This is a genomic window from Luteimonas sp. Soil_N_1, from assembly GCF_057656255.1.
On sequence record NZ_JBDGKS010000001.1, the window covers coordinates 2,930,201 to 2,949,568 of the forward strand.

Genomic DNA, 19,368 nt, shown 5'->3' on the forward strand with positions numbered 1-19,368 from the left:
CAGCCGTGATGGACGCGTGCAGCTCCGAAACGCCTCCATCATGGCAACGCGCCCGCGATCATGCCGCGGTGTCCACCGCCTCCGTCCGATCGCGCTTGAGCACGGCGACCGGTTCCGCCCACGCACTGCCTGCGCGCCGCTTGCTGGTGGCCAGCACCAGATCCGATGGCTCGAACACGTTGAGGTTGTGGGTGATCGGCGTGGTCAGGATGTACTGCGCGTCCGTGCTGCGCAGGAAACGGCCGACCTTCTCGATGTTGGCGACGTCGAGATGCGCGAACGGTTCGTCGATGAAGACGAAGCCGCCCGGCTGGTCCTCGTCGCGCAGCAAGGCAACCAGCAGCAGCAGCGACTTCATCACCTGCTGGCCGCCGGACGCCTCGCCGTCATCGAGGCCGATCCAGCCCTTGCGGTCGAAGTCGAACCGCACGGTGAGCCCGGCCTGCGCGAGCGCGACATCCTCGTTCGCCAGTTCCGGCATGCCGACATCGACACCGATGCCGGCGAGTTCACCGAGCGCGGTGAGGTTCTTGCGGTAGCGGCGCACGGTCGCGCGCAGCACGTTGATGTAGGCGCCACGCGCGTCCTCGGTGAGACGGCGCGCGCGGTGCAGATGCGCCTCGCGCTTGCCGATCGCCGCTTCGAGTGCGTCGTGGTCGGCGGCGAACTTGTCGCGCATCGCCACGCAGGCGGCGTCCTCGACGAAGCTGCCGCGTGCGAGCCGCTCGTCGATGCGCTCGAGTTCGCGCCGAACCGCGCCTGCGCTCTCATAGGCATCGCGCGCCTCGCGCAGCGCGTCGCGCGTGCGCCATGCGGCCGGCATGCGCGCGCGGCGCCTGCGGAAATCCACCAGGCGCTGCACCAGCACCACGCGCTCCTGCGCGATCTGGCTGCCGCGGTCGCGCAGTTCCTGCGCCAGCGTGCGCAGTTCGCCCGCGCGCGTGGCGGCGGCAATGCTGTCGTCCTTGTCGAGCCGCTCGCAGGCATCCAGCGCAGCGCGCGCGTCGGTCAGCGATTCGGCGGCGGCCTGCGCGGCCTCGGCCAGCGCCGGCAGGCGCGACTGCGCATCGGCGAATTCGGCCGCGCGCGTCACCAGCTCCTGGCCGGCATCGAGACCGAGCAGGCGCGACTGCGCCGCATCGACCTCGCGCCCCAGTGCAGCCAGCGCGTCTTCGCGTGCCTGCGCGCGCTCCTGCAACGCAATGGCTTCGGCATGCAGCGACGCGAGCCGCGCCTCGCGCGCGCCGCTGCCGAAATGATGCTGGCCGCCGCCGATGTGCCGGCCGCCGCGATGCTCACGCAGGTAGCCCTGCGCGGTGATCCAGTCCTGACCCTTGGGCAGGCGCTGACCAACTTCGACGTCTGCCACGCGCTGCACGCGATCGAGCTGGCGCGGCAGCCACGCGGGCGGATCGGCATTGAAGCGCACGACCTCGAGCAGCGAGCCACGCGTCGGCGGACCGGCCGGCGCGCGTTCGGCGACAACGAAATGCCGGTATTGCATGCACTCGCCGAGTTGCCAGGCCTGGCGCGCGTCCTTCGCCGTGTCGAGCACCAGGAGATGCCGGTACGGTGCAAGAACGGCCTCGAGCGCGACCGCCCATTGCGGATCGGCGATCTCGACCAGTTCGGTGAGCACCGCATGGCCGATGTCGGCACGATCCAGCGCGGCGCGGAACTCGCGCTCGAAGGGTTCGACGACGCGGCCGCCGCCGCGCAGCGCGGCCACCTGGGCAGCGACCTCGCTACCCCGCGCGCGGTCGCGCTCGGCCTCGAGGCGCAGCTCGGCCTGACGACGCCGGCCCTGCTCGACCTCGCGGCTGAGCGCATCGACATCCGCGCCGCCGCGTTCGGCCTGGAGACGCGCAAGTTCGTCATGGCGACGCACCAGCTGCTCGGCGTCACGCGCCTGATCGCGCACGCCGGTGAACCGCGTCTCGGCCGACTTCAACGCCGCGCGCGCATCGGCGATCGACTGCTGCAGGCCAGCGCGCGCGTCAATCGACGCCGCGTCTTCGGCCTGCAGTGCGTCGTGTGCCTGGCTGCGTTCGCGCAGGCCACGACGCAGACCGGTAAGTCGAGGCTTTGCGCCATCGATGGTCGCGCGCAGATCGGCCAGTTCGACCTTGGGCGCGATTTCCGCTTCCAGAATCTGCCGCTGGTTGCGCAGCGCCATGCCGTCCTCGTAGGAACGCACATCGGCGCGCGACGATTCCAGCCGCATGTGCAGCTCGGCGAGTCCCTGCTGCAGTTCGGCGATTTCCTTGTCGATGTCGAACTGCTCGGCGCGGGCGCGCTGGTAGTCGTCCATCACCGCCTTGTCCTCGAACACGTCGAAGACGAGTTGCAGCAGTTCGCGCGGCGACAGCTGGCACAGCTTGTCGGTGGCGCCCTGCTCCAGCGTCAGCACGCGACAGATCGCGCGGCTCAGGCCGGCGCCGGCGAGACGCACGCGATAGTCGCGCACGCCCAGCCATTCGCCACCCGCGTCGAGCGCTTCCACCGGCACGTCGCCGGCGACGACCTGGTAATCGCGGGTCCAGTCGCCACCGCGCTTGCGCACGCGGCAGGCGATCGTCACCTGCTCGTCCATGCACGGGAAGAATGCGCGGCGGCCGCGTCGATCGACCGGGTTGCTGACCACCGCGCGCAACCACGCGAACGGCTTGCCGTTGTGGCGCAGATAGGTCTTGTAGTCGCGCGCCATGTCGCGATCGTCGATCGCCAGCAGCGTGCGCAGCGCATCGAGCAGCGTGGTCTTGCCGGAGCCGTTCGGGCCGACGACGGTGATGATCGAGGCATCCAGCGGCAGCGAATAACGCTGCCAGTAATCCCAGTGCACGACTTCGAGACTGCGGAATTCAAACATCGGCCTGCGCCTCTTCGGTCATGTCGGCGTCGTGGGCCGTGTCGTCCAGTCCATCAGCGTCTTCCACGTCCAGTCCTCGGCCCACACGACTCTCGGCGATCACGTGCGCCAGTGCGCCGTCCATCACGCGACTGGCGATGCGTTCGTAGTCGAAGGCGAGATCGAGCAGCGGGCCTTCGTGGATCCGCTCCTTGCGCCGCGCGATGAATCCCTGCCGCTGCAGCGTGCCGAGATTCATGTGGATGCGGCCCTTGCCGCCGAGCTGCGCGCCGAAGTCTGCGAGCAGGGTTCGTTCGTTGACCGGCTCGACGACTTCCGCGCCGACCGGCACCGGCTTGAGCTCGGCGAACATCTGTTCCTGGTCCTGCGACAGATCGGTCTGCTGGCGCGCGATCTGCCGCTGGCGCTTGGGCAGCACCAGCAGCGACCACAGCACCACGAGCAGCGCGAGCGCGTCGCGGCTGAGCTGCAGGTTGCTCGCGGCCCAGGCATCGCCGTGGCCGAACACGTCGGCCTCGTGCTGGCGCGCAATGCCGACCGCGACATGCGCCGCATAGGGATGTTCGAGCAGGCGCAGGCCGGCGGCAGCGAGGCGGCGGTCGATGTCCTCGCGCAGCTCGGCATCGACGAGCATCTGGCGCACGGCGCGGTCTTCGCGCGCCAGCCAGCGCTCGGCCAGCAGCCGCGCGATCAGGGAAGCAGTGGAGTCGGTCATGCGGTCTTCTTGCGTCGTGCGGGTGCCGGCGAGGTGCCGGTCTCCGCGGAAGGTGTGGCGGCGCGGCGACGGCGCGCGACGGGCGCAACGGCATCGTCGATGTCGACGTCGTCGGTGACGCCGTGCGCGGTCATGTCGGGCATCTCGATGTCGGGCGCGGCCGCGTCGTCAACGCCCGCGGGCAGCAGGCGCCCGCGGCTCATCAGGGCGACGCCGGCGCGATCGATGCGTTCGAACGCAGAATCGACGCACCACCGCATCGGCAGTTGCGCGAGTTGCGCACTGACGCCGCTGCGGTTCTCCGCGCCGGCATCGCCGATCAGGCCCAGCAGCGACAGGCGGTACGCACTGACCGCGAAGCTGTCCTGCGGCACCCAGTCGCCGAGCGGCGCGGCCGTATCGAGTGCGCGCAGCTGGTCGAGCCATTGCGCGGCGTGCGCATAGTCGTCGGCGGCGACCGGGGCCTGCAGATCCACGGGCGCCTCGCGCGGCGGCGGCAGGCCGGCCTCGTCGGCGGCTTCGCGCTCGCGTTCGACGAGTTCGTACTCGGCGACATCCAGCGCGATCGGCCCGAGTACGAACGCCGGCTGCGGCGCGATGGTCAGCGCGTCGGTCGCCATGTCGGCGAGCGCGGCCGGATCGCAGGCGCGCAGGAAGCGGTTGACGTCCGACGACGACAGCCCGCTCGCGCCCAGATGCACGCGATGCCGGTCGAGCTGGTTCAAGGCGCGCTGGAACACCGACGCCTGGCGCAGCATCGCGCTCTGCGCGCGGCCGATCTGCTGCGCGACGCGATGCGTGGCGACGTCGAGATCGTCGTCGGCCGCGATCGCGCGGATCAGCTCGGTGCCCTTCTCCACCCAGTGCCAGACCGACTGCAGCGTGTCGGCCGCCTGGCGGATGCGGTGCTCCGAACCGCTGAGCACGGCCTGGTCGAAGTCCTCACGCAGCTCGTTGAGCCGCGACAGCAGATGCTGCAGGTCGGCGGCGCCGACCTTGCCGACTGCCTGGCCGGCGGCGAGCTGCGCAGTGACATAGGCCAGCTCGTCACCTTCGGCATTGAACTGCACCAGCAGGCCCAGCGCCGACAGCGCCTGACGGCCGACCGGACTGATGCGGTAACGCTGGCTGTGCGCGTCCCAGGCCAGCAGGCCGTTGTCGCGCAGACGGCCGATCACCGTGTCGAACTTGACCGGATCGAGCCAAGCGAAGTGCTCGCGCAGTTCCTGCGGCGACCAGTCCGGCGCGTCGCCACGTTCGCCGATCGCGCGCAGCACCAGCAGCCGCACCATCACGATCTCCTCGCCGCCATGGAACAGCGTCGAGAACGCGCGCAGCTGTTCGCGCGCCGCCAGCAGCGGATGCAGGTCCGGCAGATCGGCGGCGACGATGCCGTCGCGCAGGTAATCCTGGAAAGGTTGGATGGCAGCCGTCCCTGGTGCGGGGCGCGACATGTTCAGGGCGCGGCCCGGCACTGGCAACTCTTGACAGCCCGCGCGTCGCCGCTTGCGTCCGCCGCGCTTGCCCGGACGTGGCTTTCCCGGCACGCTGGGCGATCCATACGCACGCGTATCCTGATCATGACGCCAGCCTCCGGCCAGCCCGTCGCCACTCCCTATCCGCATCTGCTGGCGCCGCTCGATCTGGGCTTCACCACCTTGCGCAACCGCGTGCTGATGGGCTCGATGCACACCGGCCTCGAAGACCGCGCGACGGATTTCCCCAAGCTTGCGCGCTATTTCGCCGAGCGCGCCGAAGGCGGCGTCGGCCTGATCGTCACCGGCGGCTTCTCCCCCGATATCGCCGGCTGGCTCAAACCCTTCGGCGGCAAGCTGTCGTGGCGCTGGGAAACGCGCCGGCACCGGCAGGTCACCGAGGCCGTGCACGGCCACGACGCGAAGATCTGCCTGCAACTGCTGCACGCCGGCCGCTACGGTTATCACCCGCTGCAGGTCGCGCCGAGCCGGATCAAGGCGCCGATCAATCCGTTCACCCCGCGGGCGCTGTCGGCGCGCGGCGTCGAACGCACGATCGATGCCTACGCGCATGCCGCGAAGCTCGCCCGCGAGGCCGGCTACGACGGCGTCGAAGTGATGGGTAGCGAGGGCTATCTGATCAACCAGTTCCTCAGCCGGCGCACCAATGCGCGCGACGACGCCTGGGGCGGCGACACCGCGCAACGCATGCGCTTCGCGACCGAGATCGTGCGCCGCGTGCGCGCGGCCGCGGGCGACGATTTCATCATCGTCTACCGCCTGTCGATGCTGGAACTGGTGCCGGACGGCTCGGCCTGGGACGACATCGTGCAGCAGGCCCGCGCGGTTGAAGCGGCCGGCGCGACGCTGATCAACACCGGCATCGGCTGGCACGAGGCGCGCGTGCCGACGATCGCGACCTCGGTGCCGCGCGCCGCGTTCGCCAGCGTCACCGCCAAGCTGCGCCCGCACGTGACGCTGCCGCTGATCGCGACCAACCGCATCAACATGCCCGACGTCGCCGAACGCATCCTCGCCAGCGGCGCGGCGGACATGGTGTCGATGGCGCGGCCGCTGCTGGCCGATCCGCAATGGGTTGCCAAGGCGCGCGCGGGCACACCCGAGCGCATCAATACCTGCATCGCCTGCAACCAGGCGTGCCTCGATCACGTATTCGCGAACCGCACTGCGAGCTGCCTGGTCAATCCGCGTGCCTGCGCGGAAACCGAACTCAACTACTTCCCGGCGGCGACGCCGCTGCGTGTCGCCGTGGTCGGCGCCGGCCCGGCGGGCCTGGCGTGCGCGACCGTCGCCGCGCAGCGCGGGCACGCGGTGACGCTGTTCGATGCGGCGGCCGACATCGGCGGCCAGTTCAATCTCGCCCTGCGCATTCCGGGCAAGGAAGAGTTCGACGAGACGCTGCGCTACTTCCGCACACGGCTGGTCGAGACCGGCGTCGACGTGCGCCTGTCGACACCGGTTACTGCAGACGATCTCACCGGGTTCGACGCCGTGGTGCTGGCTACCGGCGTGGTGCCGCGCGTGGTCGACTTTCCCGGCCGCGACCATCCCAAGGTGGTCGGCTATGTGGACGTCATCGAAGGCCGCGTCGTGCCGGGCGCGCGCGTGGCGATCATCGGCGCCGGCGGCATCGGTTTCGATGTCGGCGAGTTTCTGGTCGAACATGCCGGCCAGTCGCCGAGCCTCGATACCGGCACCTGGATGCGCGAATGGGGCATCGACCCGACCTTTGAACAGCCCGGCGGCCTGGTGCCTGCCGCGCCTGCGCCGCCCGCAAGACAACTGTGGCTGCTGCAGCGCAGCCCCGGCCGCCCGGGTGCGCGGCTCGGCAAGACCACCGGCTGGATCCATCGCAGCACGCTCAAGGCCAAAGGCGTGACGATGCTGGGCGGTGTCGAATATCTCGGTGTCGACGACGCCGGCCTGCGCATCCGCGTCGATGGCGCGGAGCAGACGCTGGACGTCGATCACATCGTGATCTGCGCCGGCCAGGAGCCGCGTCGCGACCTGTTCGACGCCCTGCAGGCGAGCGGCACGGTCGTGCATCTGGTCGGTGGTGCCGACGTGGCCGCGGAACTCGATGCCAAGCGCGCGATCGCGCAGGCGAGTCGTCTGGCCGCCCATCTCTGAAGAAAACGTCGTCCTGTTCAGGTTTCGGATTCGACGACCGGGCGATGGGCTTGAGCGCCACGCGACCGCGATAAACCTGAATAGGCACTGCGAGATCTTCGGCCCAGCCACACAAATCCCCCGGGCGCCAGTGCCCCGCATTCATCTGTGATTCGAAAAACCGGGGCTACCGTGCCGTCACTTCGTTCCGCCACCTTCGGCGGGACACCGGCCCGACCCGCCTTCTGCGGACTTCGGTGCCCGGGCGATCAAGCGCACCACAGAGTCCGCCGCCCTCCCCAATACGCCATGCCGGTTCCTGCAGTTGCCTGCGTTCTTCTCAAACAGAGGACGGCGACGTGCGGCCCGGCGCAACGCAGCAAGGAGTCGTTGATGAAACTTGAATGGGTGATGTGGCTGGCCTCCGTGCTGCCGCCCCCCGCCGCCGATTCGCTCTGTCTGAGCACGACGGTGTATCTGGAAGCCCGCGACCAGTCCGTCCGTGGACAGGAAGCCGTCGCCGAGGTGGCCCTGCGCCGCCAGGAGAGCGGTCTGTGGGGCGAGTCGATGTGCGAAGTGGTGACCGCGCGCAAGCAGTTCGCGCCGACGATCCTGTCGCCGAACACCAAGCTCGCCAACACCAATGCCTGGACCCGCGCGGTCAGCGTGGCGCTGGAGTCGGAGCGCAACTGGTCACTGCCGCCCGAGCAACGCCGTCAGGTGGTGCCCGGTGCGAGCCATTTCATGGCCCATGCGATTGCCGCGCCGGCCTGGCGCAGCGCGCACCAGGTGGCGACGATCGGCGATCACACCTTCCTGCGCGTGCAGTCGCTGCGTCCGGCGCGTCCGACGACCGACAGCGAACGCGGCTGACCGCCCGCGTCGCCGGCTTCCCCGCCCGCGACGCCCGGCGCATGATGGCGGCCCGTCCAACCCTGGGACCGCCATGCGCATCCTCCATACCAAGCCCGGCGCCTGTTCGCTGGCCGACCACATCGTGCTGCAGTGGATCGGCGCGCCGTTCGAAGCGCGCGTCGTCGACGCGACGCAGATGAAGGAACCCGCGTTCCTCGCACTCAATCCCGCCGGCGCGGTGCCGGTGCTGGTGGAAGGCGACTGGGTGCTGACCCAGAACGCCGCGATCCTCAACTATCTGGCCGACCGCCATCCCGACGCGAAGCTCGGGGGCGACGGTTCACCGCAGAGCCGCGCCGAGGTCAACCGCTGGCTCGCATTGCTCAATGCCGATCTGCATCCGTCGTTCCATCCGCTGTTCGGCAGCACCAAATATCTGGAAGACGCGGATGTCGTGGATCGCACGCGCAAGCACGCGATGCAGAAGATCCGCGGCCTGTATGAGCGCATCGACGCACAGCTCGCCGGCCGCGACTACCTCACGGGCACTCGTTCGATCGCTGATCCGTATCTGTTCGTGACCCTGCAGTGGGCCAAGCGCCTGAAGCTCGATCTCGGCGGGCTCGACAACCTGCACGCGTTCGACGCGCGCATGCTCGCCGACGACGGCGTCCGCGCCGCGATGACGGCCGAAGGCCTGATCTGATCGATCCGTCCGACCGGCGCGTCGTGTCAAGGCGGCGCGCTGGTTCGATGTATTTCGGCGGGCTTGCTTACGCAGCGCCCGCGCCGGTGTCTGCCGCGGCGCGTATGCCTGCAATGATCTCCGCGGCCACGCGCGCATCGCGCGCCTTGGTGAGCGCCGTCTGCAGCATCGGCAACAGTGCTTCGAGCGCGGCCGCATCGTCGGCGCGCTCCAGCTTGAGCTGGGTGAGATATCCGCCGACGAGCCCGAGATGCGCGCGCGTCGCATCGTTCATCAATGCGTAGAGAATCAGATGGCGTTGCGCATCACTGTCGCTGCGCGCTTCGTGGATCGAAGTTGCGGCATCGGCCGGATGCGGGACGCCTGCGCCCGATGCGGTGACCAGCCCGAGCGCCGCCAGTTGTTCGAGTGCATTGGCCGGCGCATGCAGCCGGCGCGCGATGGCATCGAGTTCCAGCGCGCCGCGTTGACCGTCGACGAGCAACAGCAGCGAGCGCAGTGCAGCCGGCAGGCGCTGCGCACGCGTTTCGATTTCCGCCCGACCCGCGTCGGTCTTCGCGGGTATCGCGATCGCGATCTCCATCGCTTCGTCCCCTTCCACTGACGGCGTGGCCGTCCCCCGCATGGACCCTTGCACGCGGGGAGGCCTGGAACCAGTCAGACCAAGGTCGAAACCGCGACGCGCGACACGTTGGCGATGAAGGGCCGTCGATGGAGTTGCGTCGCTGCGGGATCAGCCCAGCGTGTCGCCCGGCACGCGGATCGCACCCTCCATCAGCACGCGTGCCGAACGCGACATGATCGCCTTGGCGACGGTCCACTGGCCGTCGACTTCCACCGCTTCGGCGCCCACACGCAAGGTGCCGGACGGATGCCCGAAGCGCACCGAGCTGCGAGCGCCGCCGCCCGCGGCCAGATTCACCAGCGTGCCGGGGATCGCCGCCGCCGTGCCGATCGCGACCGCGGCCGTGCCCATCATCGCGTGGTGCAGCTTGCCCATCGACAGCGCGCGCACCAGCAGATCGATATCACCAGCGGCGAACGCCTTGCCGCTCGACACCACGTGATCGCGCGGCGGCGCGACGAATGCGACCTTGGGCGTGTGCTGGCGCTTTGACGCCTCCGACACATCTTTGATCAACCCCATGCGCACCGCGCCGTGTGCGCGGATCGTCTCGAACATCGCGAGCGCTTTCGCGTCGCCGTTGATCGCGTCCTGCAGCTCGGTGCCGGTGTATCCGATCGACGCGGCGTCGACGAAGATCGTCGGGATGCCGGCATTGATCAGCGTCGCGCGCAGCGTGCCGACGCCCGGCACGTCGAGATCGTCGACGAGATGGCCGGTCGGGAACATCGCGCCGCCGCCATCACCCTCGCCTTCGTCGGCGGGATCGATGAATTCCAGCACGATCTCCGCCGCCGGGAACGTCACGCCGTCGAGTTCGAAATCGCCGGTTTCCTGCACATGCCCGCCCGCGACCGGCACGTGCACGATGATCGTCTTGCCGATGTTCGCCTGCCACACGCGCACCGCGACGGTGCCATCGTGCGGAATCCTGGATGCATCGATGAAGCCGTTGGCGATCGCGAACGGACCGACCGCGGTGCTGAGGTTGCCGCAGTTGCCGCTCCAGTCGACGAACGCGCTGTCGATCGAGACCTGTCCGTAGAGATAGTCGACATCGTGATCCGGCACCGACGCGGGCCCGATGATCACGCACTTGCTGGTGGACGACGTCGCGCCGCCCATGCCGTCGGTGTGCTTGGCATAGGGATCGGGCGAACCGATCACGCGCATCAGCAATGCATCGCGTGCGGCGCTGGGCACCTGTGCGGCGGCAGGCAGGTCTTCGAGGCGGAAGAACACGCCTTTGGAGGTGCCACCGCGCATGTAGGTGGCGGGGATGCGGAGTTGGGGGATGTAAGTCATCGTCGTTCCGTGCTCAGAAAAGCGGTGCTTGAATCACGGCGCCTCGCAAAGCGGGCAGCAAAGGCCAACTCGCGAGCGTCTCGTAGCGGTAAGGGTGCTCCATCCGACGGACGAGCTCTACTCGATCGACCGTCCAAGCGACGGCAGGGAAGTGCAGCGTCCGCAGACGCTCAGGCGCGCCATAGGCAAACGTGACGTGAGGCGCATGCTGCACCTCGTCCTGGATGCCATCCACACAGTCGAACGCCGCGCGCACCGCCCTCAGCATTGCGTCGAACTCCGGCGTCCTTCCTTTCGAGGATTCGAACCGCCAGTCGATCCGATCTTTGACCGTACTGACAATGCGATCGAGCGAAAGATCGAACGCGTGCGCCTGAATCGCATTTCCCACCGCAATCATGCGCGCCAACTCGACCGCGTCGTCTTTGTGCCTGTTGGAGAACGACTGATGCGAATTGGCAGGATCGAAATAGCGGCGCCCTAGACGCTGCACGAGTCCAGCGGCCTCCACGATGTCAGTCAGCTGCCTGACGACATCCGGTGGAGGTCGCCCCATCAGCATCAAGAAAGGTTCTTTCGTCACGGCGTCACGCGACCTTCGAAGACTCCAGAAAATCCTGCGCGAACCGCTGCAGCACACCACCGGCTTCGTAGATCGAGACTTCTTCCGCGGTGTCGAGGCGGCAGATCACCGGCACCGACAGCTGCGTGCCGTCGTGACGGTGGATCACCAGCGTCAGCATTGCGCGCGGGGTGCGCTCGCCGGTGACGTCGAAGGTTTCGGTGCCGTCGATGCCGAGAGTCAGGCGGGTGACGCCGGGTTGGAATTCGAGCGGCAGCACGCCCATGCCGATCAGGTTGGTACGGTGGATGCGCTCGAAGCCTTCGGCGACGATCGCTTCCACGCCCGCCAGACGCACGCCCTTGGCCGCCCAGTCGCGCGAGCTGCCCTGCCCGTAATCGGCGCCGGCGATGATCACCAGCGGCTGCTTGCGCTCCATGTAAGTCTCGATCGCTTCCCACATGCGCACGACCTGGCTTTCCGGTTCGATGCGCGCCAGCGAGCCCTGGCGCACCGTGCCGTCGACGATCGCCATTTCATTGACGAGTTTCGGATTGGCAAACGTGGCGCGCTGCGCGGTCAGATGATCGCCGCGATGGGTCGCGTAGGAATTGAAGTCCTCTTCCGGCACGCCCATCTTCGCGAGGTACTCGCCGGCTGCGCTGTCGGCCATGATCGCGTTCGACGGTGACAGGTGATCAGTGGTGATGTTGTCGCCGAGCACCGCGAGCGGGCGCATGCCGGTCAGCGTGCGCGCGCCGGCCAGCGCACCTTCCCAGTACGGCGGGCGGCGGATGTAGGTGCTCATCTCGCGCCAGTCGTACAGCGGCGCGACGCGTTCGCCGGTATCGACGTGCAGCTTGAACATCGGGCCGTAGACGGCGCGGAACTGCTCCGGCTTGACGCTGGCCTTGACCACCGCGTCGATCTCCTCATCCGACGGCCAGAGATCCTTGAGCGTAACCGCGTTGCCATCGTGGTCGATGCCCAGCACGTCCTTCTCGATGTCGAAACGCACGGTGCCGGCAATCGCATAGGCGATCACCAGCGGTGGCGACGCGAGGAAGGCCTGCTTGGCGTAGGGATGGATGCGGCCGTCGAAATTGCGGTTGCCGCTGAGCACGGCGGTCGCGTACAGGTCGCGGTCGATGATCTCCTGCTGGATTGCCGGATCCAGCGAGCCGCTCATGCCGTTGCAGGTGGTGCAGGCGAAGGCAACGATGCCGAAGCCGAGCTGTTCGAGATCCGGCAGCAGGCCGCTTTCTTCGAGATACAGCTGCACGGCCTTGGAGCCCGGCGCGAGCGAGCTCTTGACCCATGGCTTGCGCGTGAGGCCGCGCGCGTTCGCGTTGCGCGCCAGCAACGCAGCGGCGATGACGTTGCGCGGGTTCGAGGTGTTCGTGCAGCTGGTGATCGCGGCGATGATCACCGCGCCGTCGGGCATGGTGCCGTCGGTCGGCATCTCCCATGCGCCGGCGATGCCGCTGGCGGCGAGATCGCTGGTCGCCACACGCTTGTGCGGATTCGACGGGCCGGCCATGTTGCGCACCACGCTCGACAGGTCGAAATGCAGCGTGCGCACGTACTCGGCGCGGGCCAGCGAATCGGCCCACAAGCCGGCGGCCTTCGCATAGGTTTCGACCAGCGCGACCTGGGTGTCTTCGCGGCCGGTCAGGCGCAGGTAGTCGAGCGTGTTGTCGTCGATGAAGAACATCGCCGCGGTCGCGCCGTACTCGGGCGCCATGTTGGAGATCGTCGCGCGATCGCCGACCGACAGCGCAGCCGCTCCGGGTCCACGGAATTCCAGATACGCACCGACCACCTTGGACTTGCGCAGGAATTCGGTGAGCGCCAGCACGACATCGGTCGCGGTGATGCCGGGGCCAGGACGGCCTGACAGTTCGACGCCGACGATCTCCGGCGTGCGCATCCACGACGCGCGGCCGAGCATGACGTTCTCGGCTTCCAGCCCGCCAACGCCGACCGCGATCACGCCCAGCGCATCGACGTGCGGCGTGTGGCTGTCGGTGCCGACGCAGGTGTCCGGAAACGCGACGCCGTCCTGCACGTAGACCACCGGTGACATCTTCTCCAGATTGATCTGGTGCATGATCCCGTTGCCCGGCGGAATCACCTCGACGTTGTGGAACGCGAGCTTGGTCCAGTCGATGAAGTGGAAACGGTCGGCGTTGCGACGGTCTTCGATGGTGCGGTTCTTCGCGAATGCATCCGGGTCATAGCCGCCGCATTCCACCGCCAGCGAGTGATCGACGATCAGCTGCACCGGCACCACCGGATTGACCTTCGCCGGATCGCCGCCCTGGTCGGCGATCGCATCGCGCAGACCGGCAAGATCCACCAGCGCGGTCTGGCCGAGGATGTCGTGACAGACCACGCGCGCCGGATACCACGGAAAGTCGATGTCCTGCCGCAGTTCGATCAGCTGCCGCAGCGCGTTGTCGAGCTGCGCCGGCTCGCAGCGCCGCACCAGATTCTCGGCGTGCACGCGCGCGGTGTAGGACATGCGGTCGTACGCGCCGGGCGCGAGCGCGTCGACGGCCGCGCGCGCGTCGAACCAGTCGAGCTTTGTGCCGGGAAGGGGTTTGCGGTGCTGGCTGTTCATGGCTGGCTTCAACAATTCGAAAGGAGCGGAAACGCGAGGTCCCCGCGCGTGCGGGGACCGGTGCAGGACGGCCTTACTTGCGTTCTGCGATCGGCACGAATGCCTGGTCTTCAGGACCGGTGTACTGCGCGCTGGGACGGATGATCTTGCCGTCGATGCGCTGCTCGATGACGTGCGCGCTCCAGCCGGCGGTGCGGGCGATCACGAACAGCGGCGTGAACATCGCCGTCGGCACGCCCATCATGTGGTAGCTCACCGCGCTGAACCAGTCGAGGTTCGGGAACATCTTCTTGATGTCCCACATCACCGTTTCCAGGCGTTCGGCGATGTCGTACATCTTGCGGCTGCCCGCCTCGTCCGACAGTTCCTTCGAGACCTGCTTGATCACTTCGTTGCGCGGATCGCTGACGGTGTAGACCGGATGGCCGAAACCGATGATCACTTCCTTCTTCTCCACGCGCGCCTTGATGTCGGCTTCCGCTTCGTCCGGCGTGTCGTAGCGCTTCTGCACTTCGAACGCGACTTCGTTCGCACCGCCGTGTTTGGGGCCGCGCAGCGCGCCGATGCCGCCGGTGATCGCGCTGTGCATGTCGCTGCCGGTGCCGGCGATGACGCGGCAGGCGAAGGTCGATGCGTTGAACTCGTGCTCCGCGTACAGGATCAGCGAGGTATGCATCGCCTTGACCCAGGACTCGCGCGGCTCATGCCCGTGCAGCAGATGCAGGAAGTGCCCGCCGATCGAATCGTCATCGGTTTCGACGTCGATCGCGCGACCGTTGTGGCTCCAGTGGTACCAGTACAGCAGCATCGAACCGAGGCAGGCCATCAGCTTGTCGGCGATGTCGCGCGCGCCCGGATGGTTGTGGTCGTCCTTCTCCGGCTGCACGCAGCCGAGCACCGACACGCCGGTGCGCATGACATCCATCGGGTGCGCCGACGGCGGCAGTTCTTCCAGCGCGGCCTTGACTGCCGCCGGAATGCCGCGCAGCGACTTCAGCTTGGCCTTGTAGCCGCGCAGTTCCGCTTCGGTCGGCAGCTTGCCATGGACCAGCAGATAGGCGATTTCCTCGAACTCGCTGGTGCGCGCGAGATCGAGAATGTCGTAGCCGCGGTAGTGCAGATCGTTGCCGCTGCGGCCGACGGTGCACAGCGCGGTGTTGCCGGCGGCCGTGCCGCTCAGCGCGACGGATTTCTTCGGCTTGAAGCCAGGGGCGGTGGTGGCGGTGTCGCTCATCTGGAATCTCCGTTGGATGCCCGCAGGCACGGATGAAAGATCAGGGGTCGCTTAGTTTTTATTGGACGCGAACAGCGCGTCGAGCCGCTGTTCGAACGCGTGATAGCCGATGCGCTCGTAGAGTTCCTCGCGGGTCTGCATCGTGTCGACGACGGCCTGCTGCGAACCGTCGCGACGCACCGCGGTGTACACCGCTTCGGCGGCTTTGTTCGCCGCGCGGAACGCCGACAGCGGGAACAGCTGGATCGCGACGCCCGCAGACGCCAGCTCGTCGCGCGTAAACAGCGGCGTGGCGCCGAACTCGGTGATGTTGGCGAGCACCGGCACCTTCACCGCATCGACGAAGCGGCGATAGGTGTCGAGGTCGTAGGCGGCCTCGGCGAAGATGCCGTCGGCGCCGGCTTCGACACACGCGACCGCGCGTTCGATCGCGGCATCGACGCCGTCGACCTGGATCGCATCGGTGCGCGCGATCAGGAAGAAATCGGGATCGATCTTCGCATCGGCCGCAGCCTTGACCCGGTCGACCATCTCGCCTTGCGACACGATCTCCTTGCCCGGACGATGGCCGCAGCGCTTGGCGCCCACCTGGTCCTCGATGTGGCACGCCGCCGCGCCGGCCTTGATCAGCGACTTTACGGTGCGCTCGATGTTGAACGCGCTCGCGCCGAAGCCGGTGTCGATGTCGACCAGCAGCGGCAGGTCGCAGACATCGGTGATGCGGCGCACGTCGATCAGCACGTCTTCGAGCGTGTTGATGCCCAGATCCGGCAGGCCCAGCGAGCCCGCGGCGACGCCGCCACCCGACAGATAGATCGCCTGGAAGCCGGCGCGCTTGGCCAGCAGCGCGTGGTTGGCGTTGATCGCACCGATCACCTGCAACGGCGATTCGGCAGCGAGCGCGGCGCGGAATTTCGCGCCTGCGGAAAGCGTGGTCATGGATCCGACTCCGGAGCTGCGGTGTACCGCGATGGCGTGCAATCTGGCACCATCCGAATGGTTGATCAATCTTGATCGAATAAATCAATACATCGGGATTCACTGTGAATGCGAACGATGGCGACCTGATGTCCGCGGCGCAGGCCTGCGCCGCGCTCGGCATCAGCACCGCGACGCTCTACGCCTACGTCAGCCGCGGCCTGCTGGCGTCGCGACCCGGCGCCGACCATCGCAGCCGGGTGTATCTGCGCCAGGACGTCGAACGCCTGACCCAGCGCAAGCGCGCAGGCCGCGGCGCGGCGCGCGGTGCGGCGCAGAGTCTCGATCGCGGTCTGCCGGTGATGGAGACGCGGATCTCGTTGATCCGGCCCGACAGCCCGTATTACCGCGGGCGTTCCGCGGTCGCGATGGTCCGCAGCGGCGCCACGCTCGAAGACACCGCGCGGCTGTTGTGGGATTGCGGCGATGCCGATCCCTTCGACGCTGCGACCGGCGACTGGCCCGCGCGCGTCGCTGCGATCGCCGGCGATGCCACCTTGCCGCCGATCGAACGCGCGATGGCGGCGATCCCGTTGCTCGCACCGGACCTGCGGCATTCGCTGAGCGCCGCGCCGGCGGCCAAGCGTGGCGTCGCGGCCACGTTGCTGCGCCAGAACGCGGCACTGCTGGTGGCCGGCACGCCGGATGCGCGCCCCGTCCACGTACTGCTCGCCGACGCCTGGCGTCCCGGCGACGCGGCATTCGCCGAGCTCGTCTGCGCGGCGCTGGTGCTGTGCGCAGACCACGAACTCAACGTATCGGCCTTCGCCGCGCGTGTGGTCGCGTCCACCGGCGCACACCTGCATGCGACGGTCTGCGCAGGACTCGCGGCGCTTTCGGGTCCGCGCCATGGCGGCGCGACCGCGCGTGCGCATGCGCTGATCCGCGAAGCCTGCGATGCGCCCTCGCCCGCTGCCTTCGTGGCCGAGCGCTGGCAACGCGGCGACGACCTGCCCGGCTTCCATCACGTGTTGTATCCCGACGGCGACCCGCGGGCCGCCGAAGTGCTGGCGATGCTGCGTGCACGCCACGCGGGTGATGCACGCATGCAGCAGGTCGAAGCGGTGCTCAACTCCGCGGCCGAGACCAGCGGCCGCCATCCCAACATCGACGGCATGCTCGCGGCGATCTGTTTCGTGCACGGTTTGCCGGCCACGCCCGCGCTGTGCATGTTCGCCGCCGGCCGGCTCGCCGGCTGGCTGGCGCACGCGCTGGAGCAGCAGGAACTCGGCATGCTGATCCGCCCGCGCGCGCATTACACCGGCGTCGCGCCCGCGGACTGAAGGCTCAGCCCGCGTCCGCGCCCCGCGCAAGAACGCGGCGCACTTCCTCAAGCGCATTGGGATCATCGAGCGTCGACAGATCGCCCGGATCACGCGATTCCGCCAGCGCCTGCAGAGACCGACGCAGCAATTTCCCCGAGCGCGTCTTCGGCAGCGCATTGACCACGTAGACCCGCGCCGGCCGCGCGACGGCGCCGAGCTGGTCGGCGACGGTGCGCATCATCTCGCCTGCGGTCGCGTGCTGCGCGTCCGCATCCGCCGATGCCTGCTTGAGCGTCACGAAGACGATCGGCACCTGGCCCTTGAGCTCATCGGCGACGCCGATCACCGCGGCCTCGGCGACGGCCGGATGGCTCGACACCGATTCCTCGATTTCGCGTGTGCCCAGGCGATGGCCGGCGACGTTGATGACATCGTCGGTGCGGCCGAGGATGAAGGTGTAGCCGTCCTCGTCCTGGATCGCCCAGTCCAGCGAGCTGTAGAGCAGTTCCTTGAAATGCGAGAAGTAGCTCGACAGGAAACGCGCGTCGTCGTTCCACACCGTGGTCATGCAGCCCGGCGGCAGCGGCGGCTGGATCACCAGCACACCCTTGGTGCCGGGCGGCACGCGTTCGCCGGTCGCTTCATCGATCACGCGCAGGTCGTAACCCGGCGTGGGCAGACCGGGCGAGCCGAACTTCACCGGCTTGAGTTCGACGCCGGGCATCAGCGCCAGCACCGGCCAGCCGGTTTCGGTCTGCCAGTAGTTGTCGATGATCGTCGTGCCCCCGAGGCCGGTGCTGATCCAGCTCGCAGTGGGCTCGTCGAGCGGCTCGCCGGCGAGGAACAGGTATTGGAGTTTCGACAGGTCGTACTGGGACAGGAACTTCGCATCCTGTTTCTTCAGCACGCGGATCGCGGTCGGCGAGGAGAACATCGTGCGCACGCCGTAGTCGGCGCAGATCTTCCACCAGATACCGCCGTCCGGACTGAAGGGCAGGCCTTCATAGAGGATCACCGTCGCGCCTGCGATCAGCGGGCCGTAGACGTTGTACGAATGCCCGACCGCCCAGCCCACGTCGGACGTGGTGAACATCACCTGCCCCGGGCGGATGTCGTAGATCGACCACATCGACAGCGCCATCGCCACCGCATACCCGCCGACATCGCGCTGCACGCCCTTGGGTTTCCCGGTGGTACCGGAGGTGTAGAGCAGATAGCTCGGCTCGTTGGATTCCAGCCATTCCACCGGAACATCGGTGCCGGCGTGCTGCGCGCGGATGGTCGCGTAATCGACGTCGCGCCCTTCGACGCGCGCGTAGCCGGGATCGAGGCCGCGATCGACGATCAGCACGTGCGGGGGCGGCGACTGCGCCTCCGCGCAGGCGGCATCGACCAGTGGCTTGTACGGGATCACCTTGCCGCCGCGACTGCCGGCATCGGCGGCGATCAGCAGCGCAGGCTTCGCATCGTCGATGCGCAGCGCGAGGTTGTGCGCGGCGAATCCGCCGAAGACCACCGAGTGCACCGCGCCGATGCGCGCGCAGGCCAGCATCGCGAACGCGGCCTCGGCCATGTTCGGCATGTAGATGACGACGCGATCGCCGCGTCCGACGCCGAGCGCTTTCAGCACTGCGGCGAAATCGTTGACCTCGCGATACAGCTGCGCGTAGGTGATCTCGCGTGTCTCGTTGGTTTCGGTCGAGATCGCGACGAGCGCGAGCTGGTCGCCACGCGCCTCGAGATGCCGGTCGACGGCGTTGAAACAGAGATTGGTCTCGCCGCCGACGAACCACTTGCGGAACGGCGGATTCGAGTAGTCGAGGATCCGATCCGGCGCCTTGTGCCAGTGGATCGCCTGCGCCTGCTCGCCCCAGAACCCTTCGGGGTCTTCTATGGAGCGGCGGTGGAATTCCTCGTAGCCCATGTCGACCCTCCGGTTGCGAATTCCCGAGGCTAGTCCGCACGCGGCCTGGATGCGTTACGACAATGGTCTACCCCGCGGCTGCAGCCGGCGCGCGCCCACGAA

Annotated in this window: 14 protein-coding genes; 4 read left to right on the forward strand and 10 right to left on the reverse strand. The window is 68.1% G+C overall.

What is annotated here, in order from left to right; all coding sequences use genetic code 11:
• Positions 1–58: 58 nt before the first annotated feature.
• The 3 genes from AC3A4E_RS13600 to AC3A4E_RS13610 are packed head-to-tail and all read right to left on the reverse strand — an operon-like array spanning position 59 to position 5,038.
• A complete protein-coding gene (locus AC3A4E_RS13600; protein WP_487631945.1) occupies positions 59–2,869 on the reverse strand; it encodes an AAA family ATPase in 2,811 nt (936 codons plus the stop codon).
• Positions 2,862–3,584 carry a hypothetical protein gene (locus tag AC3A4E_RS13605; protein WP_487631946.1) on the reverse strand — a complete coding sequence of 241 codons (723 nt, stop codon included), beginning with the start codon at positions 3,582–3,584 and terminating at the stop codon, positions 2,862–2,864. The genes AC3A4E_RS13600 and AC3A4E_RS13605 overlap by 8 nt, the downstream gene beginning before the upstream one ends.
• On the reverse strand, positions 3,581–5,038 hold the full coding sequence (locus AC3A4E_RS13610; protein ID WP_487631947.1) for a hypothetical protein: 1,458 nt from the start codon (positions 5,036–5,038) through the stop codon (positions 3,581–3,583). The genes AC3A4E_RS13605 and AC3A4E_RS13610 overlap by 4 nt, the downstream gene beginning before the upstream one ends.
• Before the next feature lie 126 nt (positions 5,039–5,164).
• On the opposite strand from AC3A4E_RS13610, the gene AC3A4E_RS13615 reads away from it, so the two are divergent.
• The 3 genes from AC3A4E_RS13615 to AC3A4E_RS13625 all read left to right on the forward strand — a co-directional run bounded on the left by AC3A4E_RS13615 (position 5,165) and on the right by AC3A4E_RS13625 (position 8,750).
• Positions 5,165–7,210: an oxidoreductase gene (locus tag AC3A4E_RS13615; protein WP_487631948.1), complete on the forward strand. Its 2,046-nt coding sequence runs from the start codon at positions 5,165–5,167 to the stop codon at positions 7,208–7,210.
• A 372-nt stretch (positions 7,211–7,582) separates the two neighbouring features.
• The gene (locus AC3A4E_RS13620) at positions 7,583–8,062 is read left to right on the forward strand and encodes a cell wall hydrolase (RefSeq protein ID WP_232134491.1); all 480 of its coding nucleotides are present in this window, start codon (positions 7,583–7,585) and stop codon (positions 8,060–8,062) included.
• Between the two features lie 73 nt (positions 8,063–8,135).
• Entirely contained in the window at positions 8,136–8,750 is a 615-nt protein-coding gene (locus tag AC3A4E_RS13625; protein WP_487631949.1) for a glutathione S-transferase family protein, read from the forward strand.
• A gap of 67 nt (positions 8,751–8,817) precedes the next feature.
• Here AC3A4E_RS13625 and AC3A4E_RS13630 read toward each other — a convergent pair whose 3' ends face one another.
• The 6 genes from AC3A4E_RS13630 to prpB form a co-directional block, all read right to left on the reverse strand.
• On the reverse strand, positions 8,818–9,333 hold the full coding sequence (locus tag AC3A4E_RS13630; RefSeq protein ID WP_487631950.1) for a hypothetical protein: 516 nt from the start codon (positions 9,331–9,333) through the stop codon (positions 8,818–8,820).
• Positions 9,334–9,483: 150 nt separating this feature from the next.
• On the reverse strand, positions 9,484–10,680 hold the full coding sequence (gene prpF / locus AC3A4E_RS13635; RefSeq protein ID WP_487631951.1) for a 2-methylaconitate cis-trans isomerase PrpF: 1,197 nt from the start codon (positions 10,678–10,680) through the stop codon (positions 9,484–9,486).
• A 13-nt stretch (positions 10,681–10,693) separates the two neighbouring features.
• Complete coding sequence (locus AC3A4E_RS13640; protein WP_487631952.1) at positions 10,694–11,263, reverse strand: 2'-5' RNA ligase family protein; 570 nt, start codon at positions 11,261–11,263, stop codon at positions 10,694–10,696.
• Positions 11,264–11,267: 4 nt separating this feature from the next.
• Positions 11,268–13,865, reverse strand: coding sequence for a Fe/S-dependent 2-methylisocitrate dehydratase AcnD (gene acnD / locus AC3A4E_RS13645; protein ID WP_487631953.1), 2,598 nt, complete (start codon positions 13,863–13,865; stop codon positions 11,268–11,270).
• 73 nt (positions 13,866–13,938) lie between these two features.
• Positions 13,939–15,099, reverse strand: coding sequence for a bifunctional 2-methylcitrate synthase/citrate synthase (gene prpC / locus AC3A4E_RS13650; protein ID WP_487631954.1), 1,161 nt, complete (start codon positions 15,097–15,099; stop codon positions 13,939–13,941).
• Between the two features lie 51 nt (positions 15,100–15,150).
• Positions 15,151–16,038: a methylisocitrate lyase gene (prpB, locus tag AC3A4E_RS13655; RefSeq protein ID WP_487631955.1), complete on the reverse strand. Its 888-nt coding sequence runs from the start codon at positions 16,036–16,038 to the stop codon at positions 15,151–15,153.
• A gap of 104 nt (positions 16,039–16,142) precedes the next feature.
• Between prpB and AC3A4E_RS13660 the strand changes: the two genes are divergently transcribed.
• Positions 16,143–17,360, forward strand: a complete 1,218-nt coding sequence (locus tag AC3A4E_RS13660; protein ID WP_487631956.1) for a citrate/2-methylcitrate synthase — start codon at positions 16,143–16,145, stop codon at positions 17,358–17,360.
• A gap of 4 nt (positions 17,361–17,364) precedes the next feature.
• On the opposite strand, the gene prpE is transcribed toward AC3A4E_RS13660, so the two are convergent.
• Complete coding sequence (gene prpE, locus AC3A4E_RS13665; protein WP_487631957.1) at positions 17,365–19,266, reverse strand: propionate--CoA ligase; 1,902 nt, start codon at positions 19,264–19,266, stop codon at positions 17,365–17,367.
• Positions 19,267–19,368 lie beyond the last annotated feature (102 nt).

What these genes read in the sequence shown, in the direction of transcription:
- AC3A4E_RS13600 (WP_487631945.1), bottom strand. Translation starts at nt 2,869, where the DNA reads ATGTTTGAATTCCGCAGTCTCGAAGTCGTGCACTGGGATTACTGGCAG.
- AC3A4E_RS13605 (WP_487631946.1), bottom strand. Translation starts at nt 3,584, where the DNA reads ATGACCGACTCCACTGCTTCCCTGATCGCGCGGCTGCTGGCCGAGCGC.
- AC3A4E_RS13610 (WP_487631947.1), bottom strand. Translation starts at nt 5,038, where the DNA reads ATGTCGCGCCCCGCACCAGGGACGGCTGCCATCCAACCTTTCCAGGAT.
- AC3A4E_RS13615 (WP_487631948.1), top strand. Translation starts at nt 5,165, where the DNA reads ATGACGCCAGCCTCCGGCCAGCCCGTCGCCACTCCCTATCCGCATCTG.
- AC3A4E_RS13620 (WP_232134491.1), top strand. Translation starts at nt 7,583, where the DNA reads ATGAAACTTGAATGGGTGATGTGGCTGGCCTCCGTGCTGCCGCCCCCC.
- AC3A4E_RS13625 (WP_487631949.1), top strand. Translation starts at nt 8,136, where the DNA reads ATGCGCATCCTCCATACCAAGCCCGGCGCCTGTTCGCTGGCCGACCAC.
- AC3A4E_RS13630 (WP_487631950.1), bottom strand. Translation starts at nt 9,333, where the DNA reads ATGGAGATCGCGATCGCGATACCCGCGAAGACCGACGCGGGTCGGGCG.
- prpF (WP_487631951.1), bottom strand. Translation starts at nt 10,680, where the DNA reads ATGACTTACATCCCCCAACTCCGCATCCCCGCCACCTACATGCGCGGT.
- acnD (WP_487631953.1), bottom strand. Translation starts at nt 13,865, where the DNA reads ATGAACAGCCAGCACCGCAAACCCCTTCCCGGCACAAAGCTCGACTGG.
- prpC (WP_487631954.1), bottom strand. Translation starts at nt 15,099, where the DNA reads ATGAGCGACACCGCCACCACCGCCCCTGGCTTCAAGCCGAAGAAATCC.
- prpB (WP_487631955.1), bottom strand. Translation starts at nt 16,038, where the DNA reads ATGACCACGCTTTCCGCAGGCGCGAAATTCCGCGCCGCGCTCGCTGCC.
- prpE (WP_487631957.1), bottom strand. Translation starts at nt 19,266, where the DNA reads ATGGGCTACGAGGAATTCCACCGCCGCTCCATAGAAGACCCCGAAGGG.